The organism is Chryseobacterium sp. BGA-UO-ETr-SB22, assembly GCF_059567885.1.
The window spans coordinates 252686-277589 of sequence record NZ_JCAQOV010000005.1 but is presented as its reverse complement, the minus strand read 5'-3'; the positions used below and the strand labels follow the sequence as shown (position 1 = coordinate 277589).

Annotated in this window: 21 protein-coding genes; 10 read left to right on the top strand and 11 right to left on the bottom strand. The window is 35.6% G+C overall.

Features of this window, described 5'->3' with window-relative positions; translation table 11 throughout:
* Positions 1 to 3: 3 nt before the first annotated feature.
* The 9 genes from AC57AW_RS08505 to AC57AW_RS08465 form a co-directional block, all read right to left on the bottom strand.
* On the bottom strand, positions 4 to 4353 hold the full coding sequence (locus tag AC57AW_RS08505; RefSeq protein WP_007844627.1) for a CusA/CzcA family heavy metal efflux RND transporter: 4350 nt from the start codon (positions 4351 to 4353) through the stop codon (positions 4 to 6).
* A gap of 179 nt (positions 4354 to 4532) precedes the next feature.
* Entirely contained in the window at positions 4533 to 4778 is a 246-nt protein-coding gene (locus AC57AW_RS08500) for a hypothetical protein (RefSeq protein WP_496351520.1), read from the bottom strand.
* A gap of 199 nt (positions 4779 to 4977) precedes the next feature.
* Positions 4978 to 6345, bottom strand: coding sequence for an MBL fold metallo-hydrolase RNA specificity domain-containing protein (locus AC57AW_RS08495; RefSeq protein WP_496351519.1), 1368 nt, complete (start codon positions 6343 to 6345; stop codon positions 4978 to 4980).
* Between the two features lie 105 nt (positions 6346 to 6450).
* On the bottom strand, positions 6451 to 6882 hold the full coding sequence (locus AC57AW_RS08490) for an Hsp20/alpha crystallin family protein (protein WP_047437520.1): 432 nt from the start codon (positions 6880 to 6882) through the stop codon (positions 6451 to 6453).
* Positions 6883 to 6967: 85 nt separating this feature from the next.
* Positions 6968 to 7324, bottom strand: coding sequence for a hypothetical protein (locus AC57AW_RS08485; protein ID WP_496351518.1), 357 nt, complete (start codon positions 7322 to 7324; stop codon positions 6968 to 6970).
* A gap of 79 nt (positions 7325 to 7403) precedes the next feature.
* Positions 7404 to 8456, bottom strand: coding sequence for a response regulator (locus AC57AW_RS08480; RefSeq protein WP_007844617.1), 1053 nt, complete (start codon positions 8454 to 8456; stop codon positions 7404 to 7406).
* Between the two features lie 5 nt (positions 8457 to 8461).
* A complete protein-coding gene (locus AC57AW_RS08475) occupies positions 8462 to 9670 on the bottom strand; it encodes a PAS domain-containing sensor histidine kinase (protein ID WP_496351517.1) in 1209 nt (402 codons plus the stop codon).
* 132 nt (positions 9671 to 9802) lie between these two features.
* Positions 9803 to 10678, bottom strand: a complete 876-nt coding sequence (locus AC57AW_RS08470; protein WP_007844610.1) for a universal stress protein — start codon at positions 10676 to 10678, stop codon at positions 9803 to 9805.
* Positions 10679 to 10685: 7 nt separating this feature from the next.
* Positions 10686 to 12068 (bottom strand): L,D-transpeptidase family protein, encoded by a 1383-nt coding sequence (locus tag AC57AW_RS08465; RefSeq protein WP_496351516.1) that lies wholly within the window; start codon positions 12066 to 12068, stop codon positions 10686 to 10688.
* 215 nt (positions 12069 to 12283) lie between these two features.
* On the opposite strand from AC57AW_RS08465, the gene AC57AW_RS08460 reads away from it, so the two are divergent.
* From AC57AW_RS08460 to AC57AW_RS08440, 5 genes are all read left to right on the top strand, one after another.
* Positions 12284 to 12913, top strand: coding sequence for a hypothetical protein (locus AC57AW_RS08460; protein ID WP_007844606.1), 630 nt, complete (start codon positions 12284 to 12286; stop codon positions 12911 to 12913).
* Between the two features lie 24 nt (positions 12914 to 12937).
* Positions 12938 to 13981 carry a glycoside hydrolase family 130 protein gene (locus AC57AW_RS08455; protein WP_496351515.1) on the top strand — a complete coding sequence of 348 codons (1044 nt, stop codon included), beginning with the start codon at positions 12938 to 12940 and terminating at the stop codon, positions 13979 to 13981.
* Positions 13974 to 16304 (top strand): glycosyltransferase, encoded by a 2331-nt coding sequence (locus AC57AW_RS08450; protein WP_496351514.1) that lies wholly within the window; start codon positions 13974 to 13976, stop codon positions 16302 to 16304. Before AC57AW_RS08455 ends, AC57AW_RS08450 begins: the two co-directional genes overlap by 8 nt.
* 114 nt (positions 16305 to 16418) lie before the next feature.
* The gene (locus AC57AW_RS08445) at positions 16419 to 17084 is read left to right on the top strand and encodes a BON domain-containing protein (RefSeq protein ID WP_496351513.1); all 666 of its coding nucleotides are present in this window, start codon (positions 16419 to 16421) and stop codon (positions 17082 to 17084) included.
* A gap of 163 nt (positions 17085 to 17247) precedes the next feature.
* Positions 17248 to 18009: an SDR family NAD(P)-dependent oxidoreductase gene (locus AC57AW_RS08440; RefSeq protein WP_496351512.1), complete on the top strand. Its 762-nt coding sequence runs from the start codon at positions 17248 to 17250 to the stop codon at positions 18007 to 18009.
* 117 nt (positions 18010 to 18126) lie between these two features.
* On the opposite strand, the gene AC57AW_RS08435 is transcribed toward AC57AW_RS08440, so the two are convergent.
* Complete coding sequence (locus AC57AW_RS08435; protein ID WP_122636978.1) at positions 18127 to 19065, bottom strand: 1-phosphofructokinase family hexose kinase; 939 nt, start codon at positions 19063 to 19065, stop codon at positions 18127 to 18129.
* Between the two features lie 240 nt (positions 19066 to 19305).
* Here AC57AW_RS08435 and AC57AW_RS08430 point away from each other — a divergent pair, with 240 nt between their 5' ends.
* From AC57AW_RS08430 to AC57AW_RS08410, 5 genes are all read left to right on the top strand, one after another.
* The gene (locus AC57AW_RS08430; RefSeq protein WP_047437542.1) at positions 19306 to 19968 is read left to right on the top strand and encodes a BON domain-containing protein; all 663 of its coding nucleotides are present in this window, start codon (positions 19306 to 19308) and stop codon (positions 19966 to 19968) included.
* A gap of 114 nt (positions 19969 to 20082) precedes the next feature.
* The gene (locus tag AC57AW_RS08425) at positions 20083 to 20847 is read left to right on the top strand and encodes an MlaE family ABC transporter permease (RefSeq protein ID WP_496351511.1); all 765 of its coding nucleotides are present in this window, start codon (positions 20083 to 20085) and stop codon (positions 20845 to 20847) included.
* Positions 20847 to 21626 (top strand): ABC transporter ATP-binding protein, encoded by a 780-nt coding sequence (locus tag AC57AW_RS08420; RefSeq protein ID WP_122636979.1) that lies wholly within the window; start codon positions 20847 to 20849, stop codon positions 21624 to 21626. Before AC57AW_RS08425 ends, AC57AW_RS08420 begins: the two co-directional genes overlap by 1 nt.
* A gap of 11 nt (positions 21627 to 21637) precedes the next feature.
* Entirely contained in the window at positions 21638 to 22693 is a 1056-nt protein-coding gene (locus AC57AW_RS08415; RefSeq protein WP_496351510.1) for an MlaD family protein, read from the top strand.
* A 49-nt stretch (positions 22694 to 22742) separates the two neighbouring features.
* Entirely contained in the window at positions 22743 to 24170 is a 1428-nt protein-coding gene (locus AC57AW_RS08410) for an SLC13 family permease (RefSeq protein ID WP_496351509.1), read from the top strand.
* Between the two features lie 56 nt (positions 24171 to 24226).
* Here the strand turns inward: AC57AW_RS08410 and AC57AW_RS08405 are convergent, their stop codons facing one another.
* On the bottom strand, positions 24227 to 24784 hold the full coding sequence (locus AC57AW_RS08405) for an inorganic diphosphatase (protein ID WP_496351508.1): 558 nt from the start codon (positions 24782 to 24784) through the stop codon (positions 24227 to 24229).
* Positions 24785 to 24904 lie beyond the last annotated feature (120 nt).

The window sequence follows — 24904 nt, the reverse complement described above, 5'->3', positions numbered from 1 at the left end:
AATTTATTGATTTAAAGTAATATATTCCAGTTCAACAATACTTTCATTAAGATTCCAAACGGCATCGGTGTAATTATTTTTGATACTGATCGCCTGATTGGCAAGCATTACAAATTCCAGATAATTGATTTCTCCGTTGATGAACTGTTTTTGAGCAGTTTCAAGAATAGTATTGGCATTTTTCAGTTCATATTTCTCGTACTGAGAAACAATTTCCAAATTTTTCTGCTGAATCTCCGAGAGTTTTTTATACTGATTATTTAATGTAAACTGAGCATTTTGCCAATCATTTTGACTGACCGATTCAGCAATTTTCGAAGATTCAATTCTTGCTTTCTGGCTTCCCGAAAATATAGGAACAGAAACTCCCAGCTGAAAAGAATGAAACTGTGGCGAAGAATTGTAAATTTTATCATCTGCTCCCATTCCACGGAAACTATTGAGATTGTAGGCGAACTGTAAACCCGGTAGTAATTTGGATTTCTCCCAAGCGGTTTGCTGTGCTGCAATATTTTTTTGCTGTTCCAATATTTTTAACGATGGATTACCGGAAACATCATTTTGTAAACCAGAAAGAGACAAAATACGTTCTCCACCTGGAATCAATTCCGTTTCTGAATTCAGAAGCCATTGTAACTGCAGCTGCAAAGTTCTGAGTTCCTGCTGCACCTGTTTAATCTGGATTTCAATAGCTGATTTTTGGTTGGCAGCAGTCGCTTTCTCCAAAATATTACTCTCACCGCTTTTTAATCTTAAAGTTGCCTTATCCAGAAATTGAGAATAAAAATCTAAAGATTCATTCAGTATTCTTTCCTTTTCCTGCCAATATAAGATATTGTAGAACGTAAGCGTAACACCTTTTTTCAGTTGATATTCTTTTAATGAAATATTAAGCTCACTTTTTTTCCATTCTTCGGTGTACAGATTTTTTTGTCTTTTGTATACGGTAGGAAATGTAATGCTCTGGGAAATTCCGAATTTCATATCACGGTAAGCACTGTTGATTTGTCCATAATCCGCAGAAATTCCTGTCTGAGGGATGTCTAAAGAAGTTTTTATGAGTGCTTTTGCATATTCTGATTTTAATTTCTCATTTTTAAGACCTCTGTTGTTTTTTAAAGCGATGTCAACCGCTTCATTTAAGGTGATTTTGGCTTGAGAGTTCATAACACTTCCTGTTAATACAAAAAAGATGATAAGAGCAGGTGTTACTATATTTTTTCGTATGTTTTTCATTTTAAATCCTTTTTCTATCGTTACGTAAAGCAATGGAAGCACAAAAAGCGTGAGTAATGTGGCAATCAAAAGTCCACCTATCACCACGGTTGCCAATGGTCTTTGGACTTCTGCTCCAGCACCGTTACTTAGAGCCATCGGAATAAATCCCAATGAAGCCACAAAAGCAGTCATCAACACAGGTCTTAACCTTGCTTCTCCTCCGTCTACAACGATTCTTACTATATTTTTAATTCCGCTTTTATACAGTCTGTTGAATTCCGAAATCAGGACAATGCCATTGAGAACCGCCACTCCGAAAAGAGCAATAAACCCTACCCCTGCACTAATACTGAAAGGCATTCCTCTTGCTGCCAGTAAGAACACGCCTCCAATAATAGAAAGTGGAATCGCCGTATAAATCAAAAGACTTTCTTTAACAGAATTAAAAGCAAGAAACAATAGCACGAAAATTAAAATCAAAGCAATCGGTACTGCAATCATCAGCCTGCTTTTGGCATTTTTAAGGTTTTCAAAAGAACCTCCGTACGTGACGTAATATCCCGGAGGAAGCTTCAGCTGTTGGTCTACCTTAGTCTGAAGTTCTTCTACAATTCCCTGAACATCTCGGTTTTTGATATTGAAACCGACCACAATTCTCCGCTGTCCGTTCTCACGTTGGATTTGGTTAGGACCATCTTTGATGTCGATATTGGCAAGCTGCGAAAGCGGAATCTGATTACCTGATGGCGTGGGAACCAGTAAATTCTTTACATCATCCAGATTCTTACGGTCATTACTATTTAATCTTACCACCATATCAAAGCGTTTTTCACCCTCGAAAACCAAACCTGTACTTTGTCCTGCAAAAGCAGTATTGATCACCCTGTTGATATCTCCAATCGACAAATGATATTGCGCTATAACCGGTCTGTTGTACTGGATAATCACCTGCGAAAGACCTGAAACAGGCTCTATATATAAGTTTTGAGTTCCCTTTACTGTATTGATTATTTTCCCAAGCTGATTGGCATTTGTAACCAGAGTTTCCAGATTTTCTCCGAATATTTTCAAAACAACATCTTGTCTTGCGCCGGTCATCAATTCATTAAAACGCATCTGAACGGGATACTGAAAACCAACGGTAATTCCAGGAACATCTTCCAAAGCTTTGCTCATTTTATCAGATAGCTCCGGAAAGCTTTTGGCAGAAGTCCATTCGCTTTTATCTTTCAGAATCACCATCATATCAGAAGCATCCATCGGCATCGGGTCGGTGGGAACTTCTCCGCTTCCTATTTTAGTGACTACTTTCTGAACTTCCGGAAAGCGCGTTTTCAAAATATGGGCCGCTTTTTGTGTACTTTCAATAGTGGTTTTGATATTACTTCCTGACAAAACCCTAGTATCAACAGCAAAATCACCTTCCTCCAAGGATGGAATAAATTCACCGCCCATTCTGCTCAGAACCACAACGGCAAGAATAAAAAGAACTATGACAATACTAAAAATGGTTATTGGAACTCTTAAAACTTTTAATAAGGTTTTACGGTAAAGAGTTTCAACCTTCGCCATCAAACGGTCTGAAAAGTTCATTTTGTGGCCTATTTTTTTGCTTAAAATAATAGAACTCATCATCGGAATATAGGTAAGTGAAAGCAGAAATGCCCCCAATAAAGCAAAGGCAACGGTTTGCGCCATCGGTTTGAACATTTTTCCTTCAATCCCTTGTAATGTTAAAATAGGCAGATACACGATAAGAATAATAATCTGCCCAAAAACTGCACTGTTCATCATTTTTCCAGCAGAATCTATGACAATGGTATCCATTTCCTGCTTCGAAATAGAAATTGTTTTCCGGAATTTGGCATTATGGGTAAACTGATGCATAACCGATTCTACAATAATAACAGCCCCGTCTATAATCAAACCGAAATCGAGTGCACCAAGGCTCATCAGATTACCGCTTACCCCAAAGAGATTCATCGTACAAATGGCAAAAAGCATTGCCAGAGGAATAACTGAAGCTACCAATAGACCCGCACGGAAGTTTCCAAGAAACAAAACCAGCACAAAAACAACGATCAATGCGCCTTCCATCAGATTTTTTTCAACAGTACCAATGGCATTGTTTACCATTTTGGTTCTGTCCAAGAATGGCTCAATCACAACTCCTTCGGGCAAAGTTTTCTGGATCTGCAAAATCTTAGCTTTTACATTTTTAATAACCTCACTGCTATTTTCGCCTTTGAGCATCATCACAATAGCACCAGAAACTTCACCATTATCATTATAGGTCATTGCTCCGAATCTTGTAGCATAACCATACCTCACCTCTGCAATGTCTCTTATAAATAAAGGGACACCATTATTCTTGGTGGAGATAGAAATATTCTTGATATCATCAAGATTTCCAACTAGTCCTTCGCTTCGTATGTATAGAACGGTAGGTCCTTTTTCGATATAAGAACCACCTGTATTCTGATTATTGGTTTTTAATGCATCGAATACATCTGTAATGGTAATTCCGTAAGCATTAAGTTTGTCCGGATTTACAGAAATCTCATATTGTTTCAGTTTCCCACCAAAACTGCTGACTTCCGCAACCCCCTTTACACCCAGCAATTGTCTTCTGACAATCCAGTCCTGCAGGGTACGGAGTTCCGTAATATCATATTTACTTTCGTATCCTTTTTTGGGACGGACAACATATTGATAAATTTCACCCAGTCCTGTTGAAATAGGTCCCAGCGTAGGGGTTCCTATATCCGGAGGGATCTGGTTCTGCACCTGCTGCAGCCTTTCTGCAACCTGCTGCCTCGCCCAATAAATATCTATATCATCATCAAATACGATGGTGACCAGTGAAAGGCCAAACCGCGAGAAACTGCGGATTTCTTTTAACCCTGAAATATTACTGTTGGACTGTTCTATGGGAAAAGTAACTAATCTTTCGATATCCGTAGCTCCGAATGAAGGAGCTGTTGTTATCACCTGAACCTGATTATTGGTAATATCAGGGACTGCATCTATCGGTAATTGGGTCACCTGATAGGCCCCAACACCTATCAATCCGAATACCAATAATGCTATAATGAGTTTATTCTTTACAGAAAACCCAATGATTTTTGTAAGCATATTTAATTCTGTTAAATCTTGTTGTAATAAATAGTATTTGTTTCTATTCCTGCCAGGTAAGAGTGTAAACTCCTATTCTTATCAAAGAACAGAAAACACAAGGTGATTGAATCCAGCCCAATCACAGCAGGATAGAGACCAACACCAACGTGTTGAACTTTAAAAACAAACGGAAATGATTAACAGTTTTTAGGAGGCTGCCAGATAGAATGTAAAGCACCTTTATCATAAAAAGGTTCATCATAAGAATAAACTTTCTCGTGATGATCTGTTATGATCTGCTTTTTGACCTCAAATGTGATATTAGGACTTATAGTAAAAACAAGAGCAAGGGGAAAAGAATGAGCGATGAAAGGTAGTTTTTGATCGGTCTGATAATCCGCATCTTTTACAGGATGGTCATAATGCATTTTAAGAAAAGACATAAGAGTAATTTCTGCATTTTGTTCCTTGTGCTCTATAAAATGTTCTATAAGTACGGGAATCTTCAGCAACTGATACAACTCGGTTGTCGAAACCAAATAAAAGGAAAGTAATATTATGGAAATGAACTTTCTCACAATACAAAATTAGATTTTTTTCTTTTTAGAATAATTATAAAATAGTACAATTTTAAGCATTATTTCAGAAAATGAATTCCTTATCTTTTATTAGAATTTTTACCGGTATTTGTAGCTCCGTTTGAATTTTTACCCTTAATGCTTCTTGCGCAGAGGGTTCACCGTGAACAAGCATGATCTGTTGAGGAGAATTTTTAAATTTTCTTATCCATTCCATTAATTCAGATTGGTCAGCATGTGCTGATAATCCCGTTAATTCAACAACATTTGCGTTTGCAGGATAATATTTTCCGTGAATTTTTAACTCATGAGATTCATTAAGCAATGCTCTTCCACGAGTACCTTCTGCCTGAAAACCAACAATTAATACGGTATTCCGGCTGTTTCCTATATCATGCTTTAAGTACTCAAGAACACGCCCTCCTGTCATCATACCACTGCCGGCAATTATTATTTTACTTTGTTTATTATGAACTATTTCTTCAGTATTCGTATATTCTTTATTGATATTCACCTGTTCAATAATTTCCAGCCATTTTTCTTTATTAACAATTGTGTGTTCAGCATATTCAACCATAATATCCGTAGCAGAAGCAGCCATTGGGCTATCCATAATTACAGGAAGATTGTAAGGGATTCTGTTCTGTTCCTTGAGCTGATAAAGAATATAAATAAGCTCCTGTGCCCTGCCTACAGCAAAACTGGGAATAATTATATTACCATGGTTTTTAACAGTGAGATTGATCCAGTGTTCCAATTTATCATATAAATTGGTATTGTCATGAAGTCTGTCTCCGTATGTCGATTCCATCACTATAAAATCCGCTTCGGTGAAAAAATCAGGAGGAGGTAAAATAGTGCTGTGAGTCCGTCCGATATCTCCTGAAAAAATGATCGTTTTCTCAAAACATTTGATCTCCACAGAACAGGCTCCAATAATATGCCCGCAGGGTTTAAACCTGCATTGAATATGATCACTAAGTTTGATCGCGGTGTTTTCACTAACCGTAAAAAATTGTTTAAAAGATCTTTCAGCATCATTTATCGTATACAACGGTTTTGCAGGATTATGTTTGGTATAATGATGAAAATTCGCTTTCTCCGCATCTTCTTCCTGCAGCTTTGCACTATCGAGTAAAATCAATTTTGCTAATTCTTTGGTAGGCTCAGTCATGTAAATTTTACCTTTAAATCCGTTTTTTACAAGAAGAGGAATATAACCGCAATGATCAAGATGAGCATGCGTAAGAATGACAATATCTATTTCAGCAACATCGACATTTAATGATTCCCAGTTTTGTTCACGCAAAGATTTAATGCCCTGAAACAATCCACAATCTACTAATATAGTAAGTTCCGAGGTCTTTAATAAATGCTTGGATCCGGTAACTGTTTCGGCTCCTCCAAGAGATTTTAAAATAATAGTATCCATTTTTTTAGTTTTATAAATCTGTTGCGCAACGGCCTATTCTGGCTCTGATACTTGAATAATCTCCTGAATGCGCAATAGGTTTTTATGAATTAATACTGAAAAATTTTAGCGTATTTTGATCTCTTTTACTTCTTTTTTATCCAGATTAGATTTATTAATGGTAATATTTAATAATCCCCCTTTATAATTGGCTTTTATATGGCCTAAACTAATACTATCCGGTAAACGGAAACTGCGGACAAATGAGGAAGCTGAAAACTCTTTTCTGACATAATTTTCTTTTTCTTCTTTTTTCTCTGCACTGGTTGCAGCACTGATGATCAATGTTTCGTCCTCAACTGCAACTTTGAAGTCCTTTTTCTTAAATCCCGGAGCTGATACTTTAAGCTTATAAACACCATTTTTATCAATAATGTTAACTGTTGGCTCCGTTTTAGCCAACTGATCAACAAGATCATCATTCTTCCAAAAATTTTCTACCAGAGATTCTAATGATTGAGATTCATTTGATGGATTGGTTTTTTCCAAAGTTTTCATAACACAATTATTTTAAGGTTTATACTTCAAAGGTATAAGAGAAATAATTTTTAAATTATGACGATCGTTGCGTTTTGAAATGATACTAATCACTTTTTTCCCAGGCATCGAGAATTTTAATTATTGAGGAAATCTTGAATGTTGAATCTGTAATGGTAATGTATTTCAATCCGGCATCCTGAATTATTGATACATCCACAGGAGCCTGTTCCTGGAATCTGAATATAAAATATCTAATCCCAAAGGATATAAGTTTCAAAATAAGACTGTTTGAAACCGGGTTTTCCTGATCAATGATTATGGCAGTATCTTTTGCTTCTGCAAAATGAACGGTAGCTTCACTTAAAGGATCTACTATAATCGTAATTTTATGTTTTTTACGATTAGCCAAAGCCAGAAGCTTTTTATCTTCCTGGCTGATATGATAAACAATGACTTTCATACTGTCTTTTGAATGATCAAATGTATAGATCTCATTATCAATATTCAATGTATAAAATCATTATAAAAAGTGACAGATATTAGTTTTTTAATTTTTGAAGACGTGAAACGTCCAGTATCGTAATCCTGCCTGCATTTCTATCTATTAAATTTTCTTCTTTAAAATCACTGAGAATTCTGCTTACCGTTTCAATAGCCATTCCAGCCATAGAAGCGAGGTTTTCTCTTGAAATTTCAAAATTTTCCGTGTGAGGATGTTTTGTATGAATCTTAAGTAAAACTTCCGCCATTCTTTTTCTCACAGAAAAATAAGCAAGCTGCAATAGCTGCTCTTCGTGGGTAATAACATTCTGGGCAAGAATTTTGATGAATTTTTCCGCTATATCAGGATATTTATACAGTAGTTGATCAATAACTTCTCTGGGAACTGAGCATAAGGTAGCATCCTCCAATACTTCAGCTGTCTCTTTATATTCTTTTCCTGCAAATAATGAAGTGATTCCAAAATATTCTTCCGGACTGTAGACTGCTGTCATGAGTTCTTTTCCGTCTTCTGTCATTTTTGTTGTTTTCACTGAGCCTGATATAATAAGATAAACAGCATTTGCAGTATCACCTTCATAATAGATAATCTGTTTCTTTTTAAAAGATTTGACTTTTCGTTCATCAAAAGCTTTCTTTAATTCATCAAGTCCATGCGCACCGTGAAATAAATTGGTCATTTGACTAAGAATATTGCTATAAAGGCTTTTCTGACGTTCTTTCTTTTTCAATCGGCTTTCAATAGCACTGAGAAGTTCTATATCATCAAATGGCTTAGTAAGGTAGTCATCCGCCCCCATTTCTATTCCTTTTCGGATTTCTATCCGATCCGTTTTTGCCGTTATAAAAATAAAAGGGATAAGCGCAGTATCCTCTCTTTTGCTTAAAAGATGTAAAACCCCATACCCGTCAAGCTCCGGCATCATAATATCACATAATATCACATCCGGTATATGCTTAATAGCCAGATCTACTCCCTGTTTACCATTAGAAGCCTGAAATACTTCATAACTGGCAAGCTGAAGAATCTCCGAAGTGCTTTCGCGGATATCGTCATTATCTTCGATTATCAGTAGGCGTGTCTTTTCCATTGGTACTAAATTGGAGTATTGTTAGCTGAATTTTTATGAAATGATAAGGTAAACTCAGTACCCTTATCTGATGTACTTTCAAAATGAACCCGACCATCCATGAGATTTACATACCGCTGAACAATATTGAGACCTAAACCTGTTCCGGGAATATTTCCTATATTATGTGCCCTGAAAAATGGCTGAAAAAGACCGGATTGGTCTCCTTCGGGTATTCCTATTCCATTATCCTTTACTGAAAACACATACCTATCTTCATTTATTTCTGTAGAGAATTCAATCAACGTATGTTCTCCTGAATATTTTATAGCATTGCTCATTAAGTTCATTAAACAATTTCTTAATAAGTTTTGATCCAAATTGATTTCACTTTCTGATCCTGTGTGCTGGTATATTATAATTTGATCTTCTTTGGTGATAAGCTGCATTTCTTCTGTAAGTTCTTCTGAAAACTTAACAATATCAAATGAATCATAATGGGGTTTTACAATTCCGGTATCCAATTTTTCTAAGGAAAGAAAATCATTGAGGATGGAATTCAAACTGGCAATTGCATTTTTTATCTTATGGAGATGTTTTAATATTTGGATATTGTCTGAAGTTTGAAGATATTTTTCAATAAGTACGGCAGAAAGCTGCATAGAACTTAAAGGGGTTCGAAACTCGTGTGATGCCATTGATACGAACCGGCTTTTCATTTTGTTAAGATCTTTTTCTTTTTCCAGCGATGTATTAGCTTCTTCCTTGGCCACCTCCAATTCATGAAGCATTTTTTTTAGTGATTTTGTACGGTTTTCGACTAATTTTTCCAGCTCACCAGCATACCTTTTAAGAGATTCTTCCGCTTCTTTTTCTTTGGAAAGATCGTGGATAAAACCTGTATAAATCATCCTATGCTGATATTGTACTTCGCTTACAGCAAGCCTAAAAGGAAATTTTGATCCATCTTTCCTTAATCCTCTGACTTCCCTTCCTTTGCCTATTATTTTTTTTTCTCCGGTAGTCTGATAATGAATAAGGTAACCATCATGTCTGCTTTTATCGGGTTCCGGCATTAATACTGAAATATTTTTTCCGATTAATTCTTCCTCTTTGTAGCCAAATATTTTTAGTGCAGAGGGATTCAGGCTTTCTATTTTCCCCCTGTCATCAATGGTTATAATACCGTCAATAGCCGTTTCAATAATGGCTTGCAACAGTTTGGCACTTTCCATAGTTATCGTATTATGCAGACATATAAAGTTATACATTTTAGCATAATGAACATATATGATCTATGAAAATGTTTTCGTATTCAATATTATTTCCATTATAAGCAATTATATGTAATAATTAATTTTAAATATTCAAAAATGAACATGAACATTTTCAGGAATCGTTAATAGGGGAATTTCTAATTCTACAGCCTGTCTTGCGGCATGACTTCCCCAAAATAGTCTTTTGAAGAAACTTTTATCATGATGGCCCATCACCAGCATATCGATGTCTTTGTTTTTTAATATTTCCAAACCGTAATCTATATTTTCACTGTATATACAGTTATAGCAAGTTTTACCATTCAGGTTCTTTAGAAACGTCTCTTTTTTATGTTCATAAGTGGCATCCTGGATCACATCATTATTGCTCTGAATAATATGGGTAATCAAAAGCTCAGCATCAAAGTATTTGGCAAATTCAATTAATAATTGAGCAGTTTTTATGTCTTTTTTATTCAGATCTGTAGCGAAGGCAATCTTCTTAAGTCCATTATATTTATGGTTTAATGGAACTAAAAGAAGCGGATATTTTGTGTTTTCAATCATCTGTATACTGTTGCTTCCGAAAATAAAGCGGGTAAGCATTCCTGCTCCCTGCATGCCCATTACGATAAGAAGCGGCTTTTTATTGGCTGCCATATTGTTGATAACATGAACCGCATCGCCTCCCTCACTTTCATAATGTATTGAAGGATGAAATGGAAAAGCTTCATCTCCCCATACAACTTTTTCTCTTTCTTCCAGTGCCTTTGCCAAATTTTTAAGCTCTTTTGTATTTTCTTCATATAAATCTGGATATTCATATACAGACCATACGGTCTGCCCAAGCATTGGACTTTCAATCGGTAAGCCAAAGGCGTGGCATAAATCGATGTTGGCCTTCAGGGCATGGGCCAAATGCAGAGCATAAAAGGCCGCATTTTTCGCAGGCTTTGAGTAGTCAGTGGCGACTAAAATCGTTCTCATAATCTGATTATTTATTTTGGTTAAATTTATTTTCTAATGAATCATCTAAATGGTAAATATCTTTATATAATACAGGCTTTCCATCCGTTATAAGACAGGTCAGATAGGTTATAATGATGGGAACAGGTTGCTTTAGAACAAAATCTTTTCTTTTATACTCTGACATTGCATTTTCCAAAACAGGAATCTTGTTTCCTGAACCATCGTTTTTTAATATGAGAGATGCAAGTTCTTTAGCGTTCTCAACACGAATGCACCCGTGGCTCAAAGCTCTTTCATCTTTATTAAACAATTGTTTCTGAGAAGTATCATGGAGATATATTCCATAAGAGTTTTCAAATCTAAAAACCACCGCTCCCAATGCATTATCACATCCGGATGACTGTCTTATACTATATCGGTAAGGGTTTTGACGGATCTCTTTTAGTTTTGATGAACTTATTTCAACTTGATTCCCGTTTTTATCATAAACCGAATAATGATGGTTCTCTAAATATTGGGGACTTTTTAAGATTTTAGGCAGCATTTCTTTTATGAAAATACTTTGGGGAACTTTCCAGTCAGGCGCTGTTGTAAAATAAGTAATACTGCTGCTCAAAACTGGTGTTTTGGTGGTTGGCTTTCCTATAATTACTTTAAAATCAAACACATCATCTTGATGATAAAGTTTCAATGTATAAGAAGGAATATTTACCAGAATATAGTTCGTCTCTTTGGTATCAATCCATCGTAAGCGCTCCATATTGACGATGATTTTTTCAGCTTCCCTTTCTGGAGCTATACAGTCATTTTCCGTATAGAGAATATTTAAATAGTTCTGGAAGTCTGTGTACGCTTTTATTTTAGGCTGAACCTCAAGGATTGTCTTAAGGAAATCTGTCTGCTGTCTTGCATTCAGCAGTATATCTTCGGATCGAAATCCATTAATATCATTGGAATCAATATATGCCGAGTTGTACGAAGGATTATATTTTCCAAAATGCATATTATTGATGAATGTTATTAAGGCATCGGTCATCAGAATATCAAATACAGCTTTCTCTTTTTGATTTATTTCGGTAGGGGAATCTCTCAATTTTTTTAATTTCTGAAGAGAAATACTATCCCAATGATAATCAGATAAAGAGAGTCCGAACCGGTAGGAGTATTCCAGCAACAACATTGCTATCTCAGGTTGATCCAACTTCTGCATATCATCTATCCAAGCGTATTCAGATTCATTTTTGGTATAAAACTGAATAACCGATTTCGGGTAATGCAGCGTAGAGAGGTTGACATTGTCTTTAAGAAGTATGGCTATCTCAGTATTCGTTTTTACATTCTGACCAAATACAATAGTACTGCAAACAGTACAGAAAAAAATAATCGCGAAGTTCATAAAAGTTTTCATGAGTAATAATTTAGCAGTGTAAATTTCCAAATTACGGTCTCCCTAAATAATGACTCCGGTCACTAAAAAAAATGATATAACATTATTTAAACCCAAATAAAAAAACAGATTATCAATGTTTTAAACCAACCACCATCATGTTATATAGTGATGGGCATCATATTATTTCCAATGCAGCTTCAAGACCTTTGGAATGAATTAAAATAAACATTATCATGAAAAAATTATACTATCATCAAGTGATTCTTTTTACAGCATTTGTATGTACTGTACTTCTCAATTCCTGCAGCTCTACTCATATAGCAAGCAGTTGGCGGGATCCGGGTAAACAGATCCATGCTACAGATTGGAAAAAAGTACTGGTGATGGCACTATTAAGAAATGAAACCAATCGCCGCAGCGCCGAAGATGAAATGGCGAAATACTTCGATGGAAAAGGCATTACCTCTTACAGTTATCTGGATGAAAATTTTAACAGAAAGGATGAACAGGCTTTACGAAGTAGAATAAAAAAAGACGGTTTTGATGCTGCTATAACAATGCGTTTGATTGATGTGGATAAAGAAAAGGTATATACTCCCCAGCAATATTATATGTACCCTGTGTATTATAATGATTTCATCACCTATTATTACAGAAACTGGATGTATTATAATATTCCCGGCAATTATACCATCACCAAAAAGTTCATTATTGAAACTATAATTTATTCTATTAAAGATGATAAAATAATATGGTCAGGAATTACAGAAACGTATGATCCGAAGGGAGTAAAAAGACTAACGAACGAAATTGCTAAAGCTCTTCGCAATAAAATGCAGCAGGAAGGATTTATTGAAAAATAATCAATACAAAAATAGTAGACCATCATGATCAACGTAAAAAAAGAAGGTATCATCCTAGAAAAAACCAATCTTGGATTTGAAAGTTCCGGAGTTTTAAATCCTGCTGTACTATATGAAAAAGATTTTGTTCATCTATTTTACAGAGCGGTGAGCAAAGACAATTATTCGAGCATTGGTTATTGCCAATTGAAAACACTGCTAACAATTGAAAACCGAATGGAAATCCCGTTTTTGTATCCACAATATAATTATGAAAAGAAAGGGGTGGAAGATCCAAGGATTGTAAAGATCGATGGTTTGTATTATCTCACTTATACGGCTTACGACGGAATTAATGCATTGGGCGCATTAGCTACCTCAGAAGATTTGGTCATTTGGGAAAAAAGAGGATTGATTGTGCCACAGTATTCATATGAGGAGTTTAAACACCTAGCTGAATCCAGAGGTGAATTGAATGAAAAATACTTCCGTTTTAACGGAAAATATATCGTTCCTAAAAAAAAGGGTAAAAAAATACTGATTTGGGACAAAAATGTAATTTTATTTCCAAGGCGTATTCATGGGAAACTTTATTTTTTACATCGAATAAAACCAGACATTCAAATTGTTTCTGTTTATGATTTGAGTGAGTTTACCCATAACTTTTGGGATAACTTTCTCTTAATGTTCAGCGATCACATCCTCATTTCATCAAAATACGACCACGAAGTAAGCTATGTAGGAGGTGGATGTCCTCCCATTGAAACAGAAAAAGGCTGGCTTCTAATCTACCATGGTGTTCACGATACAGTGGATGGTTATGTTTACTGTGCTTGTGCGACATTATTAGATTTAGAAAATCCTACCCGCGAAATAGCCCGTTTACCCTATCCATTGTTTAAACCGGAATACAATTACGAGCTGCATGGTAAAGTTAATAATGTTTGTTTTCCCAGTGGAACGCTGGTTCGAGAGGATACATTATACATCTATTACGGAGCGGCAGATGAGCATATTGCGTGTGCTTCGGTTTGCCTTTCGGAATTACTGAAAGAATTAACAACTTATAAAAACATACCCCATGAATAATAAACTAAATAGGAGAAAAAGACTACTTAAACAGCTCGCTTTAAAACGTGTTTCAGAAAAAACACCTCAATTACTGATGCTCAGCACCTTTCCACCCAGAGAATGCGGCATCGCGACCTATACTCAGGATTTAATACAGGCAATTACCCACAAATTCACAGAATCCTTTGATATTAAAATATGTGCATTGGAATACGGAAAGCATGATTATGATGAGAATGTCAATTATATTTTAGAAACACAAAACCCTCATTCCTATTACAGATTAATCCGGGATATTAATACCTCAGATCGAATTGAATTAATCGTTCTTCAGCACGAGTTCGGTTTGTTCAGAGGCAATGAAAAAGAATTATTAATACTCCTACAATCTGTTGAGAAAACCTCTGTAGTGGTATTCCACACCGTTTTACCGAAACCGGACAGGGAAACACAACAATATATTCAGAGTATCGCTGAAATTACAAATATGCTAGTCGTAATGACTCAGTCTGCTAAAAAAATATTAGAGGATGATTATCTTATAGCACAGGAAAAAATTACGGTGATTCCCCATGGCACACACTTAGTACAGCACATTGATAAAAAATTTTTAAAAGAAAAATATGGTTACCAGCACAGAAAAATACTTTCAACTTTTGGTTTGCTGAGTTCAGGTAAGGGTATTGAAACAACACTAAAAGCCTTGCCTTCCATTATTAAGCAACATCCTGAAACATTATTTTTAATTATAGGAAAAACCCACCCGTGTGTTATACAACAGGATGGTGAAAAATACAGACAAAGTTTAGAATTACTAATCGAAAAATTAGATTTATCGGGGAATGTAGATTTTGTTAATGATTATTTACCTCTTGACTTATTATTGGAATACTTGCAATTAACAGACATTTACCTGTTTACCTCCAAAGATCCCAACCAGGCAGTAAGCGGTACTTTTTCCTATGCTATCAGCTGTGGCTGCCCTATTGTTTCTACTCCTATTCCACATGCTCTGGAAATATTGGAAAAAGGAGCGGGCATCATTATAGATTTTAATGATGCACCGCAACTCGCTAAACAGGTAATTAATTTACTGGACGACAAATCAATGAGAAATCAAATGACATTAAACGGTTTACATCAGATGATTCCGACTGCATGGGAAAATTCTGCCATAGCCCATGTTAAGTTGTTTAGAAGTCTTTTAAATTCCGGTTCATCTATTTCGTATAAAATCCCAAAGATCAACCTTAATCATTTGAAAAAAATGACCACTGATTTTGGAATCCTTCAGTTTTCAATTATAAATCACCCTGACAAAGATTCGGGATATACCCTGGATGATAATGCCAGAGCGTTGATAGCGATGTGCCAATTCTACAGAATCTATAAAAGAAAAAATGATTTAAATTACATCAATATCTACTTTTATTTCATACTATTTAGTTTCCAAGACGAAGGCTACTTTTTCAATTATGTTGATATACAAAAACAATTTACAGAACAAAACAGCACCTGTAATCTTGAAGATGCTTTTGGCAGAGCAATATGGGCATTGGGATACTTGATTTCGATGCAGGATATCATCCCTTCAGAACTAATTGTCAAGGCAAAGAAACTTTTTAATAAAGCTATTTTGCAAGCCGAATCTATCCATTCAACCAGGGCAATGGCATTTATCATTAAGGGAATGTATTTTGCGAATACTAAAAATGGTAATCCGTTAAATATTCGACTTATAGAACAACTTGCCGACCGTTTAGTTCAAATGTATAAACATGAAACTGATAACGAGTGGCAATGGTATGAAAGCTATCTCACGTATGCCAATAGTGTGCTTCCGGAAGCAATACTTTTTGCATGGTTAACAATCCGTAAACCAATATATCAATCAATTGCTTTGGATTCTTTTGACTTTCTGCTGTCAAAAATATTTTCTCAGGATGCAATTAAAGTAATCTCTAATAAAGGCTGGATGCATAATGGTCAGGAAATTAATCCAGCCCATACGGGTGGAGAGCAGCCCATTGATGTATCCTATACCATTATAGCACTAAACGAATTTTACAATAATTTCAGAATTGAAGATTATAAATACAAAATGTTTACTGCTTTTGATTGGTTTTTAGGAAATAACCATTTAAACCAAATAATATACAATCCCTGTACCGGAGGATGCTATGACGGTGTGGAAGACAGCTATATCAATCTGAATCAGGGAGCTGAATCTACCATTAGTTACTTAATGGCAAGGCTGACCATAGAAAAACATATTGTATCAGCAGAAAAATCAGGACAAAACACACAAGATAAAAAAATACATTTCTTAAAACCAATCTGAAATGATAGAGCTTTCTATGCTCTTACTAAGGAATCAATAACTTGAATTTCAAATCAACTACAATAAATTTTCAATTAACAATCTTAACATTTTTATTAACCAAAAAAAATTAAAATGAAAGCAAATACAAAATTACAGAGAGAGGTTCAGGATGCCATTGCATGGGAACCTTTATTACACGCAGCAGAGATTGGTGTCACCGTAAAAGATGGTGTGGTTTCTCTTACAGGCGTAGTTGACAGTTATGCAAAAAAAGCAGAGGCAGAAAAAGCAGCCAAAAAAGTTGCTGGAGTAAAAGCTTTAGTCGAGGATATTGAAGTTAAATTTCCTAGCTCTTGGAAAAAAACAGATGCCGAAGTTGCAACAGAAGTATTAAATACTTTTAAATCAAACTATACTATTCCTGATAACAATATCAAGATAAAAGTTGAAGATGGATGGGTTACTTTGGAAGGTCAGTTACCATGGAACTATCAGAGAGAAGCAGCAGAAAGAGCAGTAAAATACCTTTCTGGTGTAAAGGGTGTACTGAACAAAATCAAAATCAAATCAGAATTGGATGATACCATACAAAAAAAAGATATTGAAAATGCACTCAAGAGAAGCTCAATTTACGATAATGATATTAAAGTATCTGTGTTAGGAACTACGGTAACTTTAAAAGGAACCGCAAATTCTTTGTATCAAAAAGAAGAAGCAGGACGCATTGCCTGGAAAACCCCCGGCATTTGGAATGTAAAGAATGAACTGGAAGTTAATTATGAATATGATTTTTATTAATCTTTGATTAACCTCTGACCTGTGGAAGATCATATAGTTTTCCACAGGTTTTATATCATTTACATAGGGATCAATTTTTAATTCTTTTTCATCACTATAATACCATTAACTAGATTATTAAGAAAAATAGTTAAATATAAATTCAATCAACAAATCTGAAATTATGAAAAATTTAGAAAATAAAGTAGCCATTATAACAGGCGGCTCCGGAAGCATTGGCAAAATTACAGCTAAAATATTTTTAGAAGAGGGAGCAAAAGTAATACTCGTCGACCTCTCTGAAGATGCATTAAAAGAAACCGCTTACGAATTAAATAGTGAACATATAAAATATTGTGTTGCTGATGTTTCAAAAGCTGGTGATGTTGAACATTATGTTACTGAGACCGTAAAACTATTTGGAAAAATAGATGTATTTTTCAACAATGCCGGTATTGAAGGGGTTGTGAAGCCAATTGAAAATTATCCTGAAGACGTTTTTGATACAATTATGTCCGTCAATGTTAAGGGGGTATGGCTAGGAAATAAATATGTTTTATCCCAGATGAATGATGGCGGAAGCATCATTATGACTTCATCTGTTGCCGGTATATTGGGATTTGCAGGCTTAAGCGCCTATGTCACCAGTAAACATGCTGTTGTTGGCATCATGCGAACCACAGCTCTTGAAGCAGCTAAACGGAAAATCAGAGTAAATACGGTTCATCCATCTCCTGTAAATAACAGAATGATGCGCTCTATAGAAGAAAACTCTGCTCCAGGACATGCTGAAGAGATTAAAAAACAATTTGAGGCGACAATACCATTAGGGCGTTATGCTGAACCTATTGAAATAGCAAAGCTGGTTTTATTTCTTGCCGGTGACGACAGTCAATTCATTACAGGAACAACTCAGATAATTGATGGTGGAATGTCTGCTGAATAATATAGGTATTCTCTACAGCGGTAAAGAAACAAAACTCCTTATTTGGAAATAAGGACAATGAAAATTTTTAACACCTCCCTTTCATATTAAGTTGCAGGTTGGACATATCAGTCTTTACTAGGTAGAGCTTCCTATTTCATTAAATAAACGCCTTGCATTTTGCTTTGTAAAAAGTCCTGTTCCTTCGGCCATTGTAGTGGCAGATCCACATGCGATTCCCATGGAAAGGACTTCTTTATAATTACCTCCTTTCACCAAAACAGAAACCATTCCGGCAACCATGCTATCTCCAGCACCAACTGTACTTTTCACTTCTACATCAGGTGCCGCAATTTGAATTTTTTCAGCTGCTGAAAATAAAATCGCTCCCTGAGAACCTAATGAGACTACCACAATCTCAGCTTTTCCCTGCGAAATAATAAGTTGGGCAGCTCGGTCTACATCATCATCTTCCAACTTGTCTTTTCCAACTAAAACCGCAAGCTCCCCTATATTGGGTTTTAATAAAAATACACCTTCTTCTACAGCTGTTTTCAGAGCTTCTCCTGATGTGTCGATAATTACTTTACTCCCTTTTGACTTACACGTACTAACAAGCTGTTTCATAAAATTCGAATCGGTTTCCGCTGGTAAACTGCCACTGATTACTACAAAATCGGGAAACGGATTCACTACTTTAACACTATTTAAAATTTCTTTTTGCTCGTCTTGTGTTAAAAGTTCTCCAGGAAATCCAAACCTATATTGCTTGTTGTTAGAAGTATCTAAAACAGTAAAATTTTCCCGGGTTTCTGCAGCAGTAGGGAAAGATACTAGATTCAGTTGTTCGGCTTGGAGTAACTCTTCCAGCAACCTGCCCGTTCTTCCACCGGAAGTAAAAAACATATCTGATGAAATCCCTAATCTTTTTAATGCTCTGGATACATTAACTCCACCTCCTCCTGCCTCATATTTAGGGGAATGACAACGCAATTTTTTTTCAGGAATGATGCTTGCAACACTGCTGCTCTTGTCTACCGACGGATTCAATGTGATTGTTAAAATAGATTTTTCCATTTTATTAAACTTTTTTATACTACTGAATTATCCAGCACAGTATCATTATCAAATTATTACTGTCCTCCTATTATACAAAAAATGATGCTTCCTATTATTTATTCAAATTTCAACAATAAGGAACAGACTGCCAAATATTTGATCTGATCAACATCATGTTTCATAGTGATGCTGGTCATCTTATCTTCTGTAAAGTTTCTGGAACTTTGAAACATAAAATTTATAATCAAATGAAATCAAATGAAAACAAATGCAGAATTACAAAAAGATATTCAGGACGCTATTAAATGGGAACCCTTACTAAATTCAGCAGAGATCGGAGTGATTGTTAAAGATGGAATTGTTACCCTTACAGGAACTGTAGATAGTTATGCCAAGAAATTACAGGCAGAGCATGCCACAAAAAATGTCTCGGGAGTAAAAATTCTGGTAGAAGATATTGAAGTAAAATTACCCGATCCCAGGTCAAAAACTGATGTCGAAATTGCCGGTGAAATTATTGCCGCATTTAAGGCAAACTCTTTTATTCCAGAAGAAAAAATAACGGTAAAAGTAGAAAATGGTTGGGTAGATTTAGATGGTGAAATGTCCTGGGAGTATTTAAGGGATATTACAGAAAATGCCATAAAGTATCTTCCCGGAGTTAAAGGTATTTATAACAATATTATTATTAACCCGGAAGTCCATAACACCATTGAAAAGAGTGATATTGAAAAGGCTCTTGACAGAAGCTCAATCGATAATAGTGAAATTAGTGTTTCTGTATCCGGAACAACGGTCACATTAACCGGGAACGTACACACTTGGCATCAAAAAGAAGAAGCAGGACGCGTCGTCTGGAAAACACCAGGTATACAAGATGTAAAAAATGAATTAACAGTGGATTATGAGTATGATCTTTAATTCATTACTAATTCTTAAACGTTCCGGATTGTACATTGTGTCTATCGGCTGAAAGTATTTCTGTAAAGATCAATAATGGACAATCTAACTATATGAACATATAAACGCAACATCGTGGAAACCTATTTAAAAAACAATCTTAGTATTGTCGGCAATATAGCTTCATTCTCCAGTCGCTTTTTTAAAGAAATTTTCAAACCGGGCTTTGAGTGGAAAGATTTTATCCGACAGTGTTTTGTTGTGGGTTATCAGTCATTAGCATTGGTGACCATAACAGGTTTCATCATGGGACTGGTACTCACCATACAGTCACGACCTGCGATGGCAAGGTTCGGAGCCGAGTCTATGATACCCGGTATGGTTTCGCTGTCATTAATAAGAGAGATTGCACCTGTCATTACGGCTTTGATTTGTGCCGGAAGAGTTTCATCAGGAATTGGAGCTGAATTAGGATCCATGAAAGTAACGGAACAAATTGATGCGATGGAAGTTTCAGCGATTAATCCGTATAGGTATCTGGTGGTGACCAGAACCCTTGCTACGACATTAATGATTCCTATTTTAGTACTATATGCTGATCTGATTGGAATCATAGGTGGTTTTATCGGGATTAATATGCACAGCGAAAGCAATGTGGAACATTATTTTTCAAACATATTTGAATCTCTGGAATATACAGATATTGTACCAGCTATCATCAAAACCTTTTTTTTCGGTTTTTTTATCGGGATTATTGGCTGTTATGAAGGATTTAATGCTTCGGGGGGCACAAAAAGCGTTGGAAAAGCGGCAAATTCAGCTGTAGTCATTGCTTCATTGATGATCTTTATCATTGATTTGATAGCAGTACAGGTAACTGATCTATTTTTTGAATTGTAATGGAAAATACTAAAAATTTACCTGTCGGGTATGACCGGTCAGTAACCGGCACATCACTGATAGAATTTAAAAATGTTTACAAATCTTATGGTAGTAATAAGGTGTTGAACGGCATCAGTTTTACCGTTAAAAGAGGAGAAAATCTGGTCATATTGGGAAAGTCAGGCTCAGGCAAGTCTGTTGCTGTTAAATGCCTTGTCGGTCTCACTAAAGTGGATAAAGGGGAAATATTTATATCAGGAAAGGATATAACAAAATTGAATGAGAAAGAACTCAACCGGATCCGGATGAAAATTGGTTTTCTATTTCAAAACGGAGCTTTATATGATTCCATGACAGTCCGAGAGAATTTGATTTTTACATTACAGCACAATCATAAGAATCTTACTGAACAGGAAATGGAATCTGCTGTTAAAGAAGCATTACAAAACGTAGGATTAGAAGAAGCTATTGATCAGTTGCCGGCAGAACTCTCAGGAGGAATGAGAAAGAGAATTGGACTGGCAAGAGCATTAATCATTAAACCGGAAATTATAATTTATGATGAGCCGACAGGAGGTCTAGATACCATCACAGCTCGTGAAATTATCGGGCTCATCCGAAATATCAAACTAAAATACAATACCTCATCTATTATCATAACACATGATTTAACCTGCGCAAAATATACCGGTGATAGAATCATCGTACTCAAGGATGGTATCATTAAAGCTGAAGGCAGCTATAAAGATATCGAAAATAATGCCGATGATTGGGTAAAATCTTTTTTTGAAAAATAAATAGAGCAGCCATGAGCAACGAGTCATCAAACAACTGGAAATTGGGAATTTTTGTTACAGCAGGCATCCTTCTTTTCATAACAGCTATCTACTTTATTGGTGTCAACAGAAATCTGTTTGGCTCTAATTTCGCTCTGCGTTCAGAATTTAAGAATGTCAGCGGATTAAAGCAGGGAAGTAATGTCCGTCTTTCGGGTATTAACATAGGAACGGTTAATAAAATAGATTTTATTTCAGATTCATTGGTTCTGGTAAAGTTAGTAATCAGAAAAGACGTTCAAAAATACATTAAAACTGACGCGGTTGCCAGTATAGCATCAGACGGATTAATGGGTGATAAAATTCTTATTATTTCGCCCGGCACCACCTCCACTACCATAGTGAAGGATAATGACGTGATTGCTTCTTATAAAACAATTGAAATAGATGATCTGTTCTCAAGCATAAAACAAAGTACAGACAACGCCAAAACAATTACTGATGAGCTGGTTAAATTCAGTAGTAAAATGAATAATAAGAATAGCTTGTTGACAAAAATAATGACCGATAAGGATTTTGCATCGAGCATTGACAAAACCATAAAAAATTTACAGATAAGCTCTCAGGAACTAGCAAAATTCACCCCAATACTGAATAATAAAAACGGAACTATAGCAAAAATATTTACCGATAAGAAATGGTCAGATCATATTGAAAGCAGCATTTCCAATTTACAGAACAGCTCTCGTGAAATCAATATTTTCACTACAAAACTTAATGATAAAAACAATGTGCTTTCTCAATTATCTTCCAACGATACTTTAGCTCTTTCAATAAAAAATACACTGAGTAATCTTGAAAAAAGCTCTGATGATCTTATTCAAATTACGTCTAAAATAAATAATGATGAGAATGTATTATCGAAACTTACTAACAATCCTAAACTCGGGAAGTCTGTAGATTCCACTATTATCAATATTGAGAAAGGCGTGGGTGAACTGAGAGAACTAGAGGCCGCCGCCAGGAATAATTTTTTATTAAGAGGCTATTTTAATAAAAAGAAAAAAGAAACTGAAAAACAGAAATGATGATTATTGTTAATCCATTCAAAAGTGTGATTCATTTATTCTTACCGCCATGCAAAGTTACTACAAAACTCACAGAAAAGAAATAGGCCTGAGCATTGGGCTCTTGCTAAGTGTATTGAGTTTTACAATTAATCCTTTTACATTATCTCATCATGCCAATCAGGTTCTTTCCGTTGCTGTTCTTATGATTATCTGGTGGATTTTTGAAGCAGTGCCTATGGCTGTTACCGCTTTAATACCTATTGTATTATTTCCCGCTTTTGGTATTTCTTCCATAAAAGAAGTCGCTCAAAGCTATGCAGATCCAATCGTTTTTTTATTTATGGGAGGTTTTTTTATTGCAATAGCCATCGAAAAATGGAATTTCCACAAAAGAATAGCCTTGGGAATTATAAGAATCACAGGAACCAATGGAAATCGTATCATCCTTGGTTTTATTATGGCAACAGGCTTCCTCAGTTTATGGCTCAGTAATACCGCAACGACCATGATGATGTATCCTTTGGCTGTATCGGTCATCCACGTCGTTAATAATCACAATAAAAATGAAAAAAATACACAAAACTTTTCTTTAGCACTCTTGCTTTCTATTGCTTACGCTTCCAACTTTGCTCTGGGTACTGTCATTGCTACCCCTCCCAATGTTGCTTATGTGGGGTATATTAAAGACAGGTTCAATTATACCATCGGCTTTTCTGACTGGATGGTGCTGTTTTTGCCGCTGACTTTAGTTTTATTATTAATGCTTTACGGAGTACTGGTAAAAATAATGTACCCTAATAATATTCAACACAATGATGAAGCTTCAGACACAATAAAAAAATCCCAACTTCAGTTGGGAGCAATTAGCAGGCCCGAAGTACGAGTCCTGCTGATTTTCATTTTTACCATTTTATTATGGATTTCAAAAGACCTGTTAAATAATTGGCAAACTTTTTTTAAACTGGACGACACGGTTATTGCCCTATTGAGTGCTGTTCTTTTATTTTTAATGCCATCCGGAAACAAGAAAAACAGGAAACCTGAAAGATTACTGGTTTGGCGCGATACTCAGAAAATGGCCTGGGATATACTACTGCTATTTGGAGGAGGAATTGCATTAGCCAATGCTCTTGAGGTATCACAGTTAGCTCATGAATTGGCAAACGGTTTGGCCTATATTACCACCAGTAATCTGCTTTTAATTATCGTAACCATATCTGCCATCTCTATTTTTTTAAGTGAAGTGATCAGCAATCTGGCTTTAATAATGATTCTTTCACCCGTGGTGACTACTCTAGCCATATCTTTACACATTGATCCCCTTCTACTTGGAATTCCCATGACATTAAGTGCAAGCTGCTCATCTATGCTTCCTATGGGAACTCCTCCAAATGCAATAATTTTTGCCAGAGGAAATATAAAAATTCAGACGATGATGAAAACAGGATTTGTACTTAATATCATTTGTATCATCATCATTTCGTTGGTATGTTGATTCTTTATCCCCATGATGCCGGGTATGAAATTATAAAATCAAAGGATCTTATTATATTAATCCTCTTTTATTTTAGGCTTGATTTCTTTGGCATATATCATCAAACTTTCTTCAATACAAGCATAAGCTTCTTCCTTATTTTTAAAACCAAATACCTGCACAGTTTTTCCTTCCAATTTTTTATATTCTTCAAAAAAATTCTGAATCCCATTAACCGTGTAAACCGACAGGTCTTCAATATCATGAACATCTGCCAAAGAGGAATCATTTTCAGCCACAGCTATTATTTTATGATCTTTTTTTTCTTCGTCCGTCATTTCCATTATTCCTATCACCCTTGCATTAACCAGGGTAAGCGGAACGAGACTTTCCGAACATAGCACCAGAATATCCAACGGATCTCCGTCATTGTAATATGTCTTGGGGATGATCCCATAATTGGCAGGATAATACATAGAAGATAAAAGAATCCTATCCAGTCTTATCAGTCCTGATAGTTTGTCGATTTCGTATTTTGTATGGCTGCCACTAGGTATTTCAATAACAGCTGTAACTATTTGTGGCAGGTTATCTCCTGGTGAAACGTCATGCCATGGGTGTTGGTTTCCTATCATTGTCTTATTGTATTGATTTTTTAGCTAAAAGAAGAGCACTCTTGAATGAGCACCCTTCTTCTTGTGAGATTCTGTCAAACAAACTGCATTCTGCGCTAATCTTCACGGTTATTAATTTGC